Raw genomic sequence first — 16,714 nt, 5'->3', positions numbered from 1 at the left:
CGCAAATGGCGGACATGGTTCGGCCATGGGATGGATTGGGTGAGGTAACGGCATGGTTTTAACAGGGTACGTATACTCAGGTTCTATTGGCTTATATGGCGGTTTAAAATCTGGTTTAAATTCAGGTTTAAATTCCGGCTTGAAATCAGGCATGATTGCAGGCATGATTGCAGGCTTTTTAAAATCAGGCATGACTTCCGGTTTCTTTACTTCTGGCAGGATCTCTGGTTTCATGACTTCCGGCAGGATGACCGGCTTCTTGATTTCAGGTAAAATCTCCGGTTTGTACTCCGGTTCGAATTTCTTAGGCTCCTCGGGGAAAGGCGAAATCTCAGGAAGTTTCGGCAAAATCAGCGGCTCGGGCTCCTTAACTTCCGGAACAACCGGAGGCTGCTCGATCGGCGCTGTGATTTCTTCCTTTACTCCTGTGTAATCCTTGCTGCCCGGCTTCTTCTTGCCCGGGTTCAAACCACTGCCACTGCTCATCGAACCCCCGTCATCTGCGCCCGACTCCGAATATACGCCTGATGAAGGGATGTTCACGACCTCTCCCACCAGCAGGGCATTCGGATTTTTAAGCTGCGGGTTGGCATCAATGATTTCCTTCAGGGTTACGCCCCATGCCTTCGACAGTTTCCAGAGGGAGTCCCCCTGCTTTACCGTATGCTTATGGATAATGGGTTGGCTGCCGCCTGGTACCGGAACAGGCTCTGTCGGTAATTTGATTTTGGCACCGACATCGAGCTTATTCGGATCCACCAGCTGTGGATTGGCATCGATGATTTTCGCTAAAGGAACGTCGTATTTTTTGGACAGCTCATATAGGGTGTCGCCTTCCTTGACGATGTATATCTTCACGCCGCTAAAACCTCCTACACTCTTCTAGGCGTCATGTTATTCGCCCGCTTTCGTTACTACATCCTATGCACGGAATAGGCGATTGACATCCCTCTGGGCAAAAAAAATCCTTTCATCGACATGAAAGGATTTTTTAAGTCGTTTATTTAGCTGTCCAAAAACGTTAGGATTCCCACACTTTATAACCGTCTTGATCCACAATTTTGCGGAATTCCTCGAGCAATTGAAGCGTAATTGGACCAGCCTGCCCTTTTCCGATCATCCGTCCGTCAATTTCGCGAGCGGCGATGACCTCGGCGGCGGTTCCTGTAAAAAATACCTCGTCTGCAATATATACGTCATGCATGCTGAAAGGCTCTTCCTTCAATTTAATGCCGAGTTTATCGCACAAATCAATAATCGCCTGACGTGTAATGCCTTCAAGCGCACCAAGGTAGCACGGTGGCGTGGTGACCACGCTGTTTTTCACGATAAAAATATTGTCCCCGGAGCCTTCCGTCACATATCCTTGTGCGTTCATCATGATTGCTTCATCCGCTCCCGCAAAGTTGGATTGTATCTTCACAAGAATATTGTTCAAATAGTTCAGAGACTTGATTTTCGGATTGAGCGCATCCGGAATGTTACGGCGCTGAGCTACGGATACAGCCTTCAAACCGTTCAGATAGGCTTCTTCAGAGTAGATCGCCAGCTGTTCCACAATGATCAACACCGTTGGTTTAGGGCAGCGACGCGGATCCAGACCCAGATTGCCTGCACCTCGGGATACTACGATACGGATGTACCCGTTTCGCATATCGTTGCGCCGAATCGTTTCGGCCGTAGCCTCCAGCAGCTCATCATATGCCAGTGGGATGACTAAATCGATGGACTTGGCGGAATCGTACAGCCGATCCAAGTGTTCCTTGCACTTAAAGATGTTGCCGTTATATATCCGAATGCCTTCGAATATGCCGTCTCCGTACAAAAATCCATGATCAAAAACGGATACTTTTGCATTCTCTTTTGTGACGAATTCTCCATCCAGATAGATCCATTGCTCTGACATTTACTTAACCTCCATTTTCTCACTCTCGTACGCATAGCCCGGATAAGTACCCAGCACACGAACCAAACATCCCAGCGCTTCAATCTCTCCCATGGCGGCGAGCAATAGAACGGAATCCGCTGCGGCCATGACATCGATATAAAAATAGTAATTACCGAGTTTCTTCTTCGTCGGACGGGATTCGATCCGCGACAGGTTCAGGCGCCGCCAAGCAAAAGCAGAAAGCACCTGATGCAGCGCTCCCGGCACATCCTCTGGGAGGGTCACGAGAATGCTGGTCTTGATATGCTCCGGCGAACGGTTGACTGAAATCGGCTCGCGTCCGATCAAGACAAACCGGGTGTAATTGTTATCATGGTCGGTAATACGCTCGGCAAGCAGGTTTAATCCGTGAGTGGCTGCGCCGAGTGAAGTGCCGATCGCCGCCCATCCCTGGCCGGGATTTTCCTTTACGATCTTAACCCCTTCAGACGTGCTGCCTACTTGCTCCAACTCAGCCTGTGGTGCGGCCTTCGCGAGGAACTGACGGCACTGGGCCGTTGCTACTTGGTGGGACCAAATTTTTGTGATTTTACTGTAATCCATCGTACCGTCATTTGAACGGAACTCGGCAGCATTTCCGATCAGGTTTTGAATGGAAGGATAGACCCACTCTACCTGCATCGGCAGATCCACCTCATTGACCAACCAATCCATATGAAGGCTCACGGAGCCTTCGATGGTATTCTCAATCGGGATCACGCTGTAATCGCTTTGTCCTTCTACTGTAGACATAAATACATCAGAGATCAGTTTATGGTGGACAAACTCCACCGGCTCACCGTTAAGGAGATAAAGTATCGCTTCATGAGATACCGATCCTGAGGGCAACAAGGCTATTTTTTTCATGCGGTAACTTCCCCTCTAATCATATCCAAAAAGGATCTATTGTTTATATCATCCAAGAGCTGGACGCCTTCCGCAACTGGATTCAATTGGTAGCACGAAGACGAGATTCCTTCCGCCTTCATCGTCTCCATTAAATACGCGCTCAATTCTTCTATCTGTGAATCGTTCCGATCCACCAACGCAATCATCGTCGGGCCCGCTCCGCTTAGCGCAACACCGAGCGCTCCGTGGCTTGTCGCTTCGGTCAAAATCTTGGTCATCCCTGGCACAAGCGGCACCCGATAGGGTTGGTGAATCCGATCTTGCATTGCAGCCCGAATCAAGTCCAGTCTGCCTGCCGAAAGAGCCGCGGTCATCAAGGAGGATCGACTAATATTATATACAGCATCCGCTAAACTGACCTGGGCGGGCAGCGCTTCCCTTGCTTTGGATGTAGCCAACTCGAAATCGGGAATAACCACGAGCGTTCCGAGGTCTGCTGGAGGTTCAATGCGGATATAATCCGCATGGGCTCCGTCCCATACCGCCGTAATAATCCCTCCAAATAAAGAGGCCCCTACATTATCCGGGTGCTTCTCAAGATCCGTCGCCATGTCAAAAAGCTTGGAATCGGGCAGCGGCGAACCGATCAGCGCATTGGCAGCCGCCAGCGCCCCTACAATCGCCGATGCACTGCTGCCAAGACCGCGGGTAAGCGGAATTTCGGAATACATGGAAATCTCCAGATCAGGAACAGCCTGTCCCGCTTCTTCAAAAACCATCTGAGCCACCTTGTAGATCAGGTTGCTCTTATCCGTCGGCAGACCTCCCATCTCATCACCATGAAGATGGAATACGGTCCGCTCCGACGCCTTCATCTCGATCCAGGAATATAAAGACAATGCCATGCCGAGTGTATCGAATCCAGGTCCCAAATTAGCCGTACTGGCCGGAACCTTCACCCGGACACCTTGAGACAAACTCATACCCGTGCAGCTCCTTCAAGCTTAGCAATAGCATCCATTACGGCTGATTCCGTATCCGATACGACGAGCGGTTCGGCGTTCACGGTAGAAATGGCGATATTCGGATCCTTGAGCCCATGCCCTGTCAGCACACAGACAACGGACTCTCCACCTTTAAAATATCCTTCTCGCTTCATTTTATAAACGCCTGCGATGGAGGCAGCCGATCCTGGCTCGGCAAAAATGCCCTCACGCGATGCAATTTTTCGGTATGCTTCCAAAATTTCTTCATCCGTTACGTAGTTAATCTGTCCACCGGATTCCTCTGCGGCGGCAACCGCGGTTTTCCAGCTGGCTGGGTTCCCGATACGGATGGCAGTCGCTACCGTTTCCGGATTCGCAATAGGCTCTCCCTTCACGATCGCCATAGCACCTTCCGCTTCAAATCCTAGCATTTTCGGTAGTGAAGAGGATTTGCCCGCCGCGTGGTACTCTTTAAATCCTTTCCAGTAAGCGGAGATGTTCCCCGCATTGCCGACCGGAATCGCCAGCACGTCCGGAGCTTTCCCTAACTGGTCTACGACTTCGAATGCAGCCGTCTTCTGGCCTTCGATTCGATAAGGGTTCACGGAGTTCACAAGCGCAATCGGATGCTTCGCCGTAATCTCGCGCACGATTTCCAGCGCGCGGTCAAAATTGCCCTCAATCGCAATAACCTTCGCTCCGTAGATCATTGCCTGGGCGAGCTTGCCCAGCGCAATATTATTGTTCGGAATGATAACGATACAATTTAATCCGCCACGAGCGGCATAAGCAGCAGCTGCTGCTGACGTATTACCCGTGGAAGCGCACATAATAGTACGGCTTCCCTCTTCCATTGCTTTCGCTACGGCCATCACCATCCCGCGGTCTTTAAATGAACCCGTTGGATTAAGCCCTTCAAATTTGAAATGCAGATCAATTCCGAGCTCTTCAGATAGATTCACGGCTTTGATCAAAGGTGTGTTTCCTTCCTTAAGCGTTAAAAGCGGAGTACGCTCATTCACCGGCAAATATTCTCTGTAGGTTTGAAGCAATCCTTCATACGGCATCTCTCATGTTCTCCTTTTCTTATGAAAAAATTATATCGGGTATTTAATGAGTTCTAATCCCTTATCCTTCAACACGGTAAACACTTTTAATCCGGCGGATGACTTCCAGGCCTTCAAAATGATTCAACACTTCATCCATATTGGCTTTGCTCGCATTGTGCGTGACGATGATAATCTCTGCGTCCGGATTATGCTCGTTCGGCTGCTGAACAACCGATTCCAGGCTGACGTTATATTCGGCGAACACCTGCGTAATTTGGGCAAGTACACCTGCTTTATCGTCGACATGAAGCAAAATGAAGTTCTTGTACATAATCTGCTCATCGGTTTTGAGTTTCTTCGGTTTGTAAGGAACGATGGCTTTGAGCCCGTTGACGCCGAGCTTCAGATTCTTGATGACCGCAACCAAGTCTGCAACGACGGATGTAGCGGTTGGCATCTCGCCGGCGCCGGCTCCGTAAAACATCGTTTCACCTACAGCTTCTCCGTATACATAAACCGCGTTAAATACCCCATTCACGGCCGCGATAGGATGTCCTTTTCGAACCATCGTAGGCTGAACAGTGATGCTGAACTCATCGTCCTGACGCTCCGCTATACCCAGAAGCTTCATCTCGTAGCCCAAACGCTTCGCATAGGCGATATCTTCTTTGGTCACTTGCGAGATTCCCTTAACGGTTACATCCTGGAGCTCAACGTTCGTGCGGAAGCCGAGTGTCCCTAGTATCGCCATTTTGCGGGCCGCGTCCAAGCCTTCCACATCGGAGGTCGGATCGGCTTCTGCATAACCGAGCTCCTGAGCTTCAGCCAGGACATCCTCATACGATGCGCCTTCTTGGCTCATCTTGGTCAAAATGAAGTTGGTTGTACCGTTCACGATCCCCATGATTTTCATGATTCGATCCGAGGAGAAGCCTTCAATCAACGTGCGGATAATAGGAATACCGCCAGCAACGCTTGCCTCGTAGAACACGTCGCACTGCTTCTCTTGTGCCTTGGCTAATATTTCGGCACCATGGAGAGCCATCAGATCCTTATTCGCGGTAACGATATGCTTGCCGCGCTCAAGCGCTTCGAGAATATAGGTTTTCGTCTGCTCAATCCCGCCCATCACTTCAACGATGACATCAATCTCAGGATCGCGGATGACCGCCCATGGATCTTCCGTCAGTTTATTCTGGTCCACATTGATACTGCGGTACTTCTCCAAATGTTTGACAGCGATGCGTTCTATCGAAATCGGCGAACCGACCTGGCTGCTCAAATCCTCCTGATGCCCCTCAACGATGCGGACAACCCCTGTTCCTACGGTTCCTAATCCCAAAAGTCCTACTTTGACCGGTTTCATTAATACATACCTCCTGTATCCCATCGCATAGATATCTATTTATTCATCATAACTTAACCCTGGCCTATCATCTGCACTCTTCTTACTCCGGTTATTCGTCTCAATCCGTCGAGCAGATCATCCAGCTCCTCATTAAGCCGGGATACTTCGACGGAAATCACGACATTGGCGATACCCTGCAGTGGAATGCTCTGATGAATGGTTAATACATTCCCGCCTTCACCCGCTACCAGCCCCAGCACTTCGGATAGCATCCCGGAGCGATGTTCCATATCGATAGAAATCGTTACGATTTCATCTCGTTCCAGTTGATTGATAGGATGGATTCCATCCTTGTACTTATAAAAAGCGCTTCGGCTAAGCCCAACTTGCTCAACGGCTTCATGGACCGTCCTAACGTCTCCCGACGCCAGCAATTTTTTTACTTGCATCGTCTTAACCACAGCCTCGGGAAGGATGTCTTCCCGGACCAAATAGTAGCGTTCCTTCACAAACGTCCTCTCCTCAAAGACTACTGTATTCGTATAGTGGACATTATACTGGATATACCAAGTAAGGGCAATACATAAGTGTCCAGTTTTTTTAGATATCCCGATATTTCTTATGTCAACTCTATAGCCTATACTATATCGCAATTCGATTCGGAACACATCGATATTCACGTCAAAATTGTAAATGATGCGTAAGAAAAAGCAGTCTCCGGTATGCGGAAACTGCCGATGAAACAACCATGTTTAAGATTTGAGATCAAACGCTCCGCGTAAAATCTAAGCCACAATCACCGTACCGCAATACTCACATTCTTTTTTCTCCAGATGCGTTACGACCGACCTTGCCCCGCAGCCCGGGCATTCCACAGACGTCGGTCCTGGATCGGGCGTCGCTTCGTTTCGGGTTAATGGCGCTGGTTCAGCCGCAGCTTCTCCCAGTGAATACTGCATTCTCTGTCCACTGCGCGAAACAAATTCCCCTTGGAATGGGGATTGGGTTCTCCTCTGCAAGGACGGGATGATGACGACTCCATTGTCGAGCTTTCCGTTAGGCAGCATACGCCGTTCAAACATGAACGTGATATCCCGGACGGCATGTGCCGGCGTTTGTCTTGCCTCACGAGCGATATATTCAATCTGGACGAGCCCTCTTTTCATAATGGCATTCGAATAAAATTGCAGCAAACTGTTGAATTTCTTGTCTTCTTTTTTGGCAATCAACAGCATGATGATAGCTGGAACCAGTATAATAACGCCCCAAACGATGGAAGCCGAATAGAGGCCATCGACATCTTTATCATCAATAGTCGCCAGAATCATAAGCAATTCAAAGATTCCATAGGTGATGACCAAAACCCACCCGAAGAGCCGATTGTTTCGTCCCTTACAGTGATTATGGCGATGGGTGACAAGGACCCGAACAGCTGTCAGCACAATGGCCAGCGGAAAAAACAGAACCGCCACCGCAATAATAGAATAATCCACTGTCGTGAATTTCTGTTTAAAGCGCTTGAGATCAGAAGCTTCCATTTTCTATCCCCTCTATCATCTGCATTAGGTTGATCCCGCTTTTGCTTTCAGAAGTTCCGTGTTGCGATCCTGTACCGTTCTAAGGATATCACAGATGATGTGAACGGTTTGCTCTACCAGCTCATCACGTTGTTCCGCTTGTGTCTCCCCGATCAGCGCCACTTGGTCCTCCAACATCGCGATTTTTTGCTGGATCATATGCTCCACTTCATATAATGAGGTGTGTGTGATTGGATCGCTATACCGAAGCGTTTCCTCAAGCTCGGCCATCTGCCGGTCTAACAAATGAATGTTCTCTCCTGGCATCTCCCCTAGTTTTCTCCGGATTCCCCCGATCCAAGCCACCGTCTCTTTCTTAACCGAAAGATGATCACTTTCCTTCCGTTCATGAGCTCCTGCATATTTTCCCGCCAAAGCTATCAGTCCCAGAACAACCGAAAACCCCAGGAAGGTTATCAGATGAATCATTAAATACGAAGATTCAGGCAGCTTAAATAAATATCCCAGCAGAATAACCTCCAGCAAGACGGAGATTGTATAGATCCCTATAATAACGCCTGAAGCAATATGAAAGGGTGCTCCTGACGAAGCCGCTTTGCGCTGGTGCATGACAAAACCGATAAATACGAGAATGGCCGCCTCGGCGCATCCGAGGGCTATGCCCGATATCCAAGCATTCAGCTGAACGATCCCACTGATCAATCCGAACAGAAGGATGGTTACGACCGGAAGCGCTACGGCAGCCAGCCATAATCTGTTTCGACTTGTGGTCCTTGTGTTCACTCTATTCCCCCGCTTTCACTTCACATCAATTTATGACCGCACTCCATGCAGAACTTCTGGCCCGGTTTGATCTCATGATGACACCCAGGACATGTAAGTTCATGGCTCGACCCGCAGTGCGGGCAAAACTTGGCTTCCGCATCCACCAATTCACCGCATGCCCGGCAAGGCATAGGCAGCGGTGCACCGCACTCCGGACATTCAACAGCACCGGCAGGATGGTCATGACCACACTTAGGGCATGCATGGTAAGGGTCTCCGCAGTGAAGACAAAACTTGGCATTCGGAGGTAGAGGCTGCCCGCAATCGCTGCACCGGACGGTTTTCGCTGGCTCTTGCTCGGCTTGCGCCTGAAGCGATTGGCCGCATCCCGAACAGAATCGGGCTTCTTCCCCGTTCCGTGTTCCGCACTTGGTACACGCCTTCTGGTTGATTGGCATATCATCCTTCTCTAGTTCCTTTGAACTCTCAAACATATGCCGGGCGGTCTCGTACATCGGGCCGACCATCCCAAGCCCCATGCCCAGCCCGGTCCCCATGACCGCTGCCGGGCTGCCGGGATTCTTCGCTGCCCCCTCAAGCGTATTAAAGGTTCTTTCCTGATGATAGGTATATCCGATGATGTCCATCTCCGCTTTCTTCGCTAGCGCCTCCTTGATTCGAACAGCTGCAGGGTCATTCTCCGGTATGTTGATGGAATCTACATAGAAATTCAGCAGAGTGATCCCTATCTCTTCAAATGAAGGCGCAATCGCTTCCATGATATGCTTCGATATTTCCGCTATGTAAGCATTGATCTCCACAACGCTGATTTTTTTGCGAACGATATAGGAGGATATGATTTCCGTAATATTGGACATCAGTACGCCGCGATAATATTTAATCAGGGTGCTCTGGTCAAAAGTTTGCAGCGTACCGACCATGGTCGCCAGAAACTTTCGCGGATCGCTGATCTGTACGCCGAATTGGCCAAAAGCCCGGACCGATACGATAATATTGTATTTCGGATCTTGCAGCTGGATCGGCGAGTTGGTCCCCCATTTCACGTCCAGTGAACGAAGTTTATTCACAAACCAGACTTCTGCCGTAAAGGGAGACTTCCCACCGAATGGAAGATTGATCACATTGGATAAAATCGGTATATTCGCTGTACTCAGCGTATGCCGCCCCGCTGAGAAGGAGTCCAGGGCCTGACCGCCCTTATACAGGATTGCCTCCTGTGTCTCATGAACAATGAGCTGGGTCCAAGTCCCTAACTCCTGATTCGGATAACGCCATGCAAACACATCCGGCGGCCCTTCGTATTTTACAACTTCAATAATCGCCATAGTTCTACTCTCCTTTTTACGCCGTTCCTTCCATCCTGATTGTCTATGGAAAAGGACTATTGTACTACTATTGTATACGATTTACCCGATATGTGGATGCAAAATTTGGAAACCTAAATGGAAAAAGACATATCGAAACAATTTCACATGCAGATGCCATAAATCACTGTTCATGTTTACGAGTTATCGATTCATAGAGATACAAGTTCGTTCATAAAAAAAATACCGCCAAGCCTGCTGTTATACAGACTTTGCGGTATTTTTCTTCAAAACGTACTTTTTACGCATTAATAGTAGCTGCTGCCTTCAACAAATTCGAATTCGAAATCGCCAATCCGTACAATGGTGCCTTCTGTCGCCCCCCGTTTCCGGAGTTCTTCATCAACGCCCATATGACGCATGGTTCTTGCAAGCTTCAGAATCGCATCATGTGAATTCATCTGCATCCGTTTCAGCATCCGCTCAATTCGCTCGCTATGCACCACATACATCTCATTATCCCTAGTGACGGTGAAGGAGTTGTCGTTTTGCGCTTTGAATTTATACACCTTACGCTCGGAAACCTCGGATACTTCTTCAATCGCTGGCTCATCCGGAATACTTTCGAGCACATCGATCGTGCGATAAAGAAGTTCCTGGATACCTTGTCGGGTCAGCGAGGAAATCGGCATGACCTCGATGTCCGGACGGATCTCCTTCACCTTCTCTTTGAAGGCTGCCAAATACTCTTCCGCCTCCGGCATATCCATTTTATTAGCGGCTACGATTTGCGGCCGATCGACCAGAACCGGGTTGTAAAGCCTGATTTCATCATTGATTTTTTCCCAGTCCTCAAACGGATCCCTTCCTTCCGTGCCTGCCATATCCACAACATGGATAATGACGCGTGTTCTTTCCACGTGCCGGAGGAATTCGTGACCAAGTCCCACGCCTTCATGAGCACCCTCAATCAGACCAGGCAAGTCAGCCATTACGAAATTGCGACCGTCTCCAACCTCAACCATTCCCAAATTCGGTGTTATGGTCGTAAAGTGGTATGCGCCGATCTTCGGCTGAGCCGCAGATACAACGGATAACAAGGTTGATTTGCCTACGCTAGGGAACCCGACGAGACCTACATCAGCCATCACTTTAAGTTCCAGGGTTACGTAACGCTCTTCGCCTTCCTCACCGTTCTCGGCAAGTTCAGGCGCCGGATTGTTCGGCGTAGCAAAGCGGATATTTCCACGCCCTCCACGGCCTCCTCTGGCAACAACAACCTGTTGACCGTGCCGGGTCAAATCCCCAATCACCTCACCGGTATCGTCATCCATTAAGATGGTACCCGGCGGGATACGGACAATCATGCTATCCGCATTGGCGCCATGCTGACTTTTATTGCGGCCTTTTTCCCCGCGCTTGGCCTTAAAATGCTTCTGGTAACGGAAATCCATCAACGTGCGCAGTCCTTCGTCCACCCGGAAAATCACGTCGCCGCCCTTACCGCCGTCACCGCCGGCAGGTCCGCCTTCAGGAACGTATTTCTCTCGACGGAACGCAATGAGACCATCTCCGCCGTCTCCGCCTTTTACATATACTTTTGCCTTATCTACAAACATGAAATCACCTTCCTCAAGTCACAAACGGCAAATACAAACGATACGAGGTCTCCCCCGGCTCCGTCTGCTCCACCCGAATGCCTTCGCCTTTTACGGATTGTTCAATCTGAAGCTTCAAGCTGTCCGGGTCACCAAAGGATCCTTCTCCTTGTGCCCATACCATCAGCTCTTGTTCTTGCTGCATAAATGTTAATGTTAATTGCCGGGTATCCCCCCAGGACGCTTTTCCGCTCAATTGAAAAGCTCTCACCGTTTGAATGATTGCTTCGGTAAAAGACTCCGCCGTTTGTGGCGATACTTTGTCTTCCAGTTGTACCTGGTCCACAACTTCAACGTCGAGCTGCAGATTGTTGCTGTACGTACGGTATGAATGTAAATAAAAAACCAGCGAAGGAATGCCTAGCTTAGAGATTCTGCTCTCCGTCGCCATCCTGTCCTTTATTCTTTCCACAGAACCCACTGTTTTATCAAGCTTTCCAAGTTGAATGTAGCCGTACAAAATTTGAAGCTCATTCATCCAATCATGACGATGGTGATTCAGCATCTGAATCGCCGTCGACTCCATATTCCGAACGATGGCTTGCTGTCTACGCTCGTCCGATTTTCGGACAAGCCATGCACTGCAGACAGACGCAGTGACAGCCCAAACCGTCAACACTGCTCCTGCAGCCAAAGTCGGTTTCCATACCATCCATGCTACGGGTATTACGGAGGTTAACCCCGCCCCAGCTGCTATCCATTTCCAGGATTTCATCGCTTCTCCTCGTCTTTCAACAGCAATTGGTTACATTCACCAAATCCCAGTATATCATAGACTTTCAGGACGGTTCATCCCCTGGATGATGATCTTTACGCAATTTACAAAAAAAGAAGCCCCGGCAACGATGCCGAAAGGCTTCTTCTGTATGCAGCATAAGAAACGATTAAGCTTCTACTGCAGCCGCTACTGGAGCGACATCAACCGGGTAGACGCTCACTTTCTTGCGATCACGACCCCAACGTTCAAATTTCACAACGCCGTCAACTTTCGCAAACAAAGTATCGTCTTTACCGATACCTACGTTCGTGCCTGGATGAATTTTCGTTCCGCGTTGGCGAACCAAGATGCTGCCGCCAGTCACTGCTTGACCGTCCGCACGTTTCACACCAAGACGTTTCGATTCGCTATCGCGACCGTTCTTTGTGGAACCTACACCTTTTTTCGATGCGAATAACTGAAGATCCAATTTCAACATGTTGTCTACCTCCTTCTTCAAGTAGTCAATTCTTGTATTCTTATATACTTGCCGTATGAATCGGCAATTCCCTGTAACATAACAACCATGGATTCGAGAAGCAGTTGAACTTGTCCCGAGACGGAATCGTCTGCCGTCGGCGGAAGATTCGCGCTAAGAAAGCCGCCCTTCATCCGGGTCTCCATAACAGTTCCGGTTAACGCTTCAATGGAATTGACCGTTCCCACTGTAATGCTGGAAACTCCAGCACATACAATATCTTCTCCAGGATTGGCATATCCCGCGTGCCCCGTAACCTTAAAGCTATGGATCTGTCCATCTCCCCCGCGCAGTACTTGTACAGTAATCAATTACCGCACCTACTTACGCTTGGATTTTCTCGATGGTTACTTTAGTGTAAGGTTGACGATGACCTTGCTTCTTGTGGTAGTTCTTCTTCGGCTTGTATTTGTATACAACGACCTTACGGCCTTTACCGTGCTTCTCCACCTTCGCAGTTACAGTTGCACCGGAAACAACCGGCGTACCTGCTACCAAACCGTCCTCTTTGGATACGGCCAGTACACGGTCGAAAGTCACGCTCTCGCCGTCACCTGCAGTCAGCTTCTCGATGAACAATACGTCGCCCTCTTGAACTTTGTATTGTTTACCACCTGTTTCGATAATAGCGTACATTTGCTTGCACCTCCCTATGTCTCAGACTCGCCTAGTTTAAGGTGTCCGTCCTAAGCAGGAACGTCCTTGCTAACCCAACCGGAGCGGTTACAGCATGTGCAGCAATTCATCACTAGACACATACCCAATGATAATATCACATCCCATGTTCACCGTCAACATCATTGTTCGATAACAACGCCTCTGCCCCCACAAGCCCCGCAGGGCTTGGCAAATGGGAGCGAAGAGCTTTCTCTAGCCTTTTTGCGGGTCATTTCCAGCAGTCCCAGCTTGGTCCAACCCACCACAAAGCTCTTGGCACGGTCCTTGCGCATCACAGCCTCCATGGCAGAAACAACCTGCTCCCGATACTCTTCACGATCCATATCGATGAAATCAACGATGATAATGCCTCCGATATCCCAGAGCCGCAAGATTCTTGCAATCTGCTGCGCCGCCATAAGATTTGTCTTCAGCACCGTTTCCTCGAAATTATCGCCACCGATATATTTGGCTGTATTCACGTCCATGATGGTCATGGCCTCCGTCTGATCTACAACGATGGTTACACCCTCGGGAAGCGTGATTTTCCTTGCAAAGCCGGCTCTCATCTGCTCGTCCAACCCGTAAGCATGAAAAATCGGACTTCCTTCCGAGTAATATGTAACCTTTGGCTCTATACCAGGAACGGTTTCCCTCAGATAGCTCTTGGTTTCCTCGCCTTTGAGCTTGCTGTCGATCACAAGTTCGTCATGAAGTGGATCAAAAGCATCGCGGAGAAAACGCTGCAGCATACCTAAATCACGATGAAGAAGCGTTGGAGCAGGAGAAGATTCGCCCTTGTCGAGAATTCGCGCCCACTCTTTCCGCAGATATTCAAGATCTCCCTTAAGAAATTCTAAAGGCTCGTCCTCCGATACCGTGCGGATAATGATCCCCTCTTCGTCTGTGCGGAGCTGATCGCCGATACTCTTGAGCCTTGCTCTTTCCGCATCACGTCCAATTTTCTTGGAGACGGCAACATAATCCGCAGTAGGCATGTACACCATGCATCTACCAGGAAGCGAGAAATGGGTAGTGACCCGCGCCCCCTTGCCACCTCTCGGTTCCTTCATCACCTGCACGATCAATTCCTGGCCAACTGTTAGCAGCTCCGATATGGACGGCTTCTGCTTGGGCTGCTTCTCTAAATGAGGATGGAGCACATCATCAATATATAGAAATGCATTCTTCTTCAGCCCGATATCTACAAAAGCCGCCTGCATGCCCGGCAGCACATTAACGACCCTGCCCTTATAAAAACTACCGACTACACTTTCCTCACGACTCCGCTCAACGGCGAATTCTGCTAACCTCCCATCTTCGATGAGGGCCATCTGAATGGTCTCATGTTCACAATGAACTATCATTTGCCTCATGGCTTCACCCCTCAAATGGAAGACGATATTCTATTTTTTTATCCTAACACAATCTCAGATGATATGAATGGATAAAGAATCATGGCCCGCCCTGCGTCTTCCTCATGGTGTTTACGATTTACGCATACCAGGGCGGACCATTTGATGCAAAATAAGAAGAGATCACATGCTGCTCCGGAACGACGGCAAGCAGGCTGCCTCGTCCGCTCATGACATAAATGAGATGATACTTCTCTCGTTTAAATAGACGCATGATATCATCCAAAGGTTTCGAAGAATCTGCAACGATTGGCTGGGCAGGACCGAGTCCATCCAAATTTCGTTCATAAATCCCGCTCCGATTAACCAAAAATCGTAAGAACCGGTAATGCACATTCCGATAGTCTTCAAAATTGGAATACGCTAAAAAGAGACCGATCATCAGCACATTTAAACGGATACCGCCGCCGGAGAATAATGGCTGCAAGCCATATCCAATCATGATCAAGCTGCACAAAATGCCGGCGCGTGAAGCCCACAGCAAGGTCGCATGATATGGGGCGAGCAGGCTCATGAGTGCTTGCAGCACTTTGCCGCCATCCAGTGGCAGAATCGGGAGAAGGTTAAACAGCGCAATGATGAGATTCCCCTGAATGATATAAGATAACAGCTGCTCGTCTCCCCACCCCGCCCATCTGCACACCAGGGTAATTCCAATCATGATGACATTTTGCAGCGGACCTGCAAGCGCAATGATGATTTCCTTCATCGCGGTCATTCTGCCGTCATCTTCAATGACAGCAACGCCGCCGAACGGCAGCATCTGAATGGCTCGTACCTTGAACCCCATCGCTGCCGCTGCGGCGGCGTGTCCCAATTCATGAATAAACACGATAATAAACAGGGTCAGCAATTCTAAAAAGCGACCGGTGAATACAGAGGCCAGCATGACAATAACAAAGAGAGGATGCAGCGACAATACCGTTCCCTTAAACTTAATCAAACGGAATCACTTCCGCCGGATCGACACCACGATTCCCCTCTTTCAGTTCGAAATAAAGGGCGGGCGGGCTGCCTGTGCCTGAAGACGCCAATGTGCCGATAATATCTCCACCTTGGACCCAATCGTTTACCTTAAGTCCCGTTTCTGCCAGCCTGCTGTATATCGCCGTTCTCTCTCCTGTATGCTGTATGAGAATGGTGATCCCATTCTCAGGATGATCTTTAACCTCAAGCACGCGTCCAGTCTCTATACTCTTAACCGCCCGGTCTGCTAAAGAACCCCCTCCGGCTTCCAAAACAATGCCTTTAAGATCCACAGCAAAGGATTGGACCACCTTTCCGGAAAGCGGAGGAACTAAAGTAGTCCCGGCATTTACCTTCGTCGAGTGCTCGTCAGTTTGTCCAAAAATCGGAATAAAGGAAGGCGCGCTTCCAAAATGCTCCTCGTACCATACTTGAGCTGCCTGGAAATCCATCTCATGGCTCAGTCCCTCAACAATAAAAGCTTGCGTACGAAGAGCCCACGGCTGCTGAAACGAAAATACCCCCCATGCCAATCCAAACACCAGCGCACTGACGATCACGCGGCGCACCAAGCCCGACAGAAACGAAGCTTTTCTTGGAGGTTCCCCTGGATCACCGGGATCCAGCGTACTATACCAACCGCGGTGCCCTTGCTTCCAAAGCTGCTCGGGGTCCGGTTCCCTGTCTGCGAGACGAGGGGATGGGTTCGCTCTGTGATCCTGTACAAAGCCTGACTTGTGAAGATTGAGATTGGCAAGCTTCCTCTCGGGAACGGGCGTCCATGACGACTTATCATGCGGTGCCTGAGACTGTTCCCCTTCCAGCAGCTCGCGAATGCGGGCTTCTCTTCGGTTCTTAACTGAAGTTTTGATGTCCATTGTTCTTTCCCCCTTGGGGCTTGTTTTCTTACTCTATCCTATGAGGAGATGAAAGATATTTAGAACAAGCCCTATTGAAGAAGCTAGCGGAATGTATGCAGATCAAAACAGCGTCGAT

At 49.4% G+C, this 16,714-nt stretch carries 18 protein-coding genes (1 of these 18 running past the window's edge); all 18 read right to left on the bottom strand.

Going from position 1 to position 16,714, the window contains the following annotated elements; translation table 11 throughout:
* Nucleotides 1-858, bottom strand: the 5' portion of a protein-coding gene (locus MKY48_RS08195) for a LysM peptidoglycan-binding domain-containing protein (protein WP_339292683.1). It extends 852 nt beyond the left edge of the window; 858 of the gene's 1,710 nt are visible here — the first part of the coding sequence; it begins with the start codon at nt 856-858; its stop codon lies beyond the left edge, outside the window.
* A 163-nt stretch (nt 859-1,021) separates the two neighbouring features.
* A complete protein-coding gene (gene ilvE / locus MKY48_RS08190; protein WP_339271606.1) occupies nt 1,022-1,906 on the bottom strand; it encodes a branched-chain-amino-acid transaminase in 885 nt (294 codons plus the stop codon).
* The gene (gene pheA, locus MKY48_RS08185) at nt 1,907-2,794 is read right to left on the bottom strand and encodes a prephenate dehydratase (RefSeq protein WP_076323145.1); all 888 of its coding nucleotides are present in this window, start codon (nt 2,792-2,794) and stop codon (nt 1,907-1,909) included.
* Entirely contained in the window at nt 2,791-3,759 is a 969-nt protein-coding gene (gene thrB / locus MKY48_RS08180; RefSeq protein WP_339271602.1) for a homoserine kinase, read from the bottom strand. Before thrB ends, pheA begins: the two co-directional genes overlap by 4 nt.
* Nucleotides 3,756-4,829, bottom strand: a complete 1,074-nt coding sequence (gene thrC / locus MKY48_RS08175) for a threonine synthase (RefSeq protein WP_076323143.1) — start codon at nt 4,827-4,829, stop codon at nt 3,756-3,758. The genes thrB and thrC overlap by 4 nt, the downstream gene beginning before the upstream one ends.
* Before the next feature lie 61 nt (nt 4,830-4,890).
* Nucleotides 4,891-6,177 (bottom strand): homoserine dehydrogenase, encoded by a 1,287-nt coding sequence (locus MKY48_RS08170; protein ID WP_339271601.1) that lies wholly within the window; start codon nt 6,175-6,177, stop codon nt 4,891-4,893.
* 53 nt (nt 6,178-6,230) lie between these two features.
* The gene (locus tag MKY48_RS08165) at nt 6,231-6,668 is read right to left on the bottom strand and encodes an ACT domain-containing protein (RefSeq protein WP_063478870.1); all 438 of its coding nucleotides are present in this window, start codon (nt 6,666-6,668) and stop codon (nt 6,231-6,233) included.
* A gap of 276 nt (nt 6,669-6,944) precedes the next feature.
* A complete protein-coding gene (locus MKY48_RS08160) occupies nt 6,945-7,697 on the bottom strand; it encodes a hypothetical protein (RefSeq protein WP_339292682.1) in 753 nt (250 codons plus the stop codon).
* A 24-nt stretch (nt 7,698-7,721) separates the two neighbouring features.
* Complete coding sequence (locus tag MKY48_RS08155) at nt 7,722-8,480, bottom strand: hypothetical protein (protein ID WP_339292681.1); 759 nt, start codon at nt 8,478-8,480, stop codon at nt 7,722-7,724.
* A 20-nt stretch (nt 8,481-8,500) separates the two neighbouring features.
* Nucleotides 8,501-9,808 (bottom strand): SPFH domain-containing protein, encoded by a 1,308-nt coding sequence (locus tag MKY48_RS08150; protein ID WP_339292680.1) that lies wholly within the window; start codon nt 9,806-9,808, stop codon nt 8,501-8,503.
* 287 nt (nt 9,809-10,095) lie between these two features.
* The gene (gene obgE / locus MKY48_RS08145) at nt 10,096-11,406 is read right to left on the bottom strand and encodes a GTPase ObgE (protein WP_076323137.1); all 1,311 of its coding nucleotides are present in this window, start codon (nt 11,404-11,406) and stop codon (nt 10,096-10,098) included.
* Between the two features lie 13 nt (nt 11,407-11,419).
* On the bottom strand, nt 11,420-12,160 hold the full coding sequence (locus MKY48_RS08140) for a Spo0B domain-containing protein (protein WP_339292679.1): 741 nt from the start codon (nt 12,158-12,160) through the stop codon (nt 11,420-11,422).
* Between the two features lie 169 nt (nt 12,161-12,329).
* Nucleotides 12,330-12,641, bottom strand: coding sequence for a 50S ribosomal protein L27 (gene rpmA / locus MKY48_RS08135; protein ID WP_015734021.1), 312 nt, complete (start codon nt 12,639-12,641; stop codon nt 12,330-12,332).
* A 17-nt stretch (nt 12,642-12,658) separates the two neighbouring features.
* Nucleotides 12,659-12,991, bottom strand: coding sequence for a ribosomal-processing cysteine protease Prp (locus MKY48_RS08130; protein ID WP_339292678.1), 333 nt, complete (start codon nt 12,989-12,991; stop codon nt 12,659-12,661).
* Nucleotides 12,992-13,004: 13 nt separating this feature from the next.
* Nucleotides 13,005-13,316, bottom strand: a complete 312-nt coding sequence (rplU, locus tag MKY48_RS08125; RefSeq protein WP_006208810.1) for a 50S ribosomal protein L21 — start codon at nt 13,314-13,316, stop codon at nt 13,005-13,007.
* Between the two features lie 161 nt (nt 13,317-13,477).
* Nucleotides 13,478-14,713 carry an Rne/Rng family ribonuclease gene (locus tag MKY48_RS08120; RefSeq protein WP_339292677.1) on the bottom strand — a complete coding sequence of 412 codons (1,236 nt, stop codon included), beginning with the start codon at nt 14,711-14,713 and terminating at the stop codon, nt 13,478-13,480.
* Between the two features lie 118 nt (nt 14,714-14,831).
* Nucleotides 14,832-15,695, bottom strand: coding sequence for a M50 family metallopeptidase (locus MKY48_RS08115; RefSeq protein ID WP_213647985.1), 864 nt, complete (start codon nt 15,693-15,695; stop codon nt 14,832-14,834).
* On the bottom strand, nt 15,688-16,596 hold the full coding sequence (locus tag MKY48_RS08110; RefSeq protein ID WP_339292676.1) for a M23 family metallopeptidase: 909 nt from the start codon (nt 16,594-16,596) through the stop codon (nt 15,688-15,690). The genes MKY48_RS08115 and MKY48_RS08110 overlap by 8 nt, the downstream gene beginning before the upstream one ends.
* Between the last annotated feature and the right edge of the window lie 118 nt (nt 16,597-16,714).

The organism is Paenibacillus sp. FSL W8-0187, assembly GCF_037969755.1.
Lineage (GTDB): Bacteria > Bacillota > Bacilli > Paenibacillales > Paenibacillaceae > Paenibacillus_AQ.
The sequence above is the reverse complement of the archived record's forward strand: the minus strand, read 5'-3'. Positions and strand labels throughout refer to the sequence as shown.

What these genes read in the sequence shown, in the direction of transcription:
- pheA (WP_076323145.1), bottom strand. Translation starts at nt 2,794, where the DNA reads ATGAAAAAAATAGCCTTGTTGCCCTCAGGATCGGTATCTCATGAAGCG.
- MKY48_RS08170 (WP_339271601.1), bottom strand. Translation starts at nt 6,177, where the DNA reads ATGAAACCGGTCAAAGTAGGACTTTTGGGATTAGGAACCGTAGGAACA.
- MKY48_RS08160 (WP_339292682.1), bottom strand. Translation starts at nt 7,697, where the DNA reads ATGGAAGCTTCTGATCTCAAGCGCTTTAAACAGAAATTCACGACAGTG.
- MKY48_RS08150 (WP_339292680.1), bottom strand. Translation starts at nt 9,808, where the DNA reads ATGGCGATTATTGAAGTTGTAAAATACGAAGGGCCGCCGGATGTGTTT.
- rpmA (WP_015734021.1), bottom strand. Translation starts at nt 12,641, where the DNA reads ATGTTGAAATTGGATCTTCAGTTATTCGCATCGAAAAAAGGTGTAGGT.
- MKY48_RS08110 (WP_339292676.1), bottom strand. Translation starts at nt 16,596, where the DNA reads ATGGACATCAAAACTTCAGTTAAGAACCGAAGAGAAGCCCGCATTCGC.
- obgE (WP_076323137.1), bottom strand. Translation starts at nt 11,406, where the DNA reads ATGTTTGTAGATAAGGCAAAAGTATATGTAAAAGGCGGAGACGGCGGA.
- thrB (WP_339271602.1), bottom strand. Translation starts at nt 3,759, where the DNA reads ATGAGTTTGTCTCAAGGTGTCCGGGTGAAGGTTCCGGCCAGTACGGCT.
- rplU (WP_006208810.1), bottom strand. Translation starts at nt 13,316, where the DNA reads ATGTACGCTATTATCGAAACAGGTGGTAAACAATACAAAGTTCAAGAG.
- MKY48_RS08120 (WP_339292677.1), bottom strand. Translation starts at nt 14,713, where the DNA reads ATGAGGCAAATGATAGTTCATTGTGAACATGAGACCATTCAGATGGCC.
- thrC (WP_076323143.1), bottom strand. Translation starts at nt 4,829, where the DNA reads ATGCCGTATGAAGGATTGCTTCAAACCTACAGAGAATATTTGCCGGTG.
- ilvE (WP_339271606.1), bottom strand. Translation starts at nt 1,906, where the DNA reads ATGTCAGAGCAATGGATCTATCTGGATGGAGAATTCGTCACAAAAGAG.
- MKY48_RS08140 (WP_339292679.1), bottom strand. Translation starts at nt 12,160, where the DNA reads ATGAAATCCTGGAAATGGATAGCAGCTGGGGCGGGGTTAACCTCCGTA.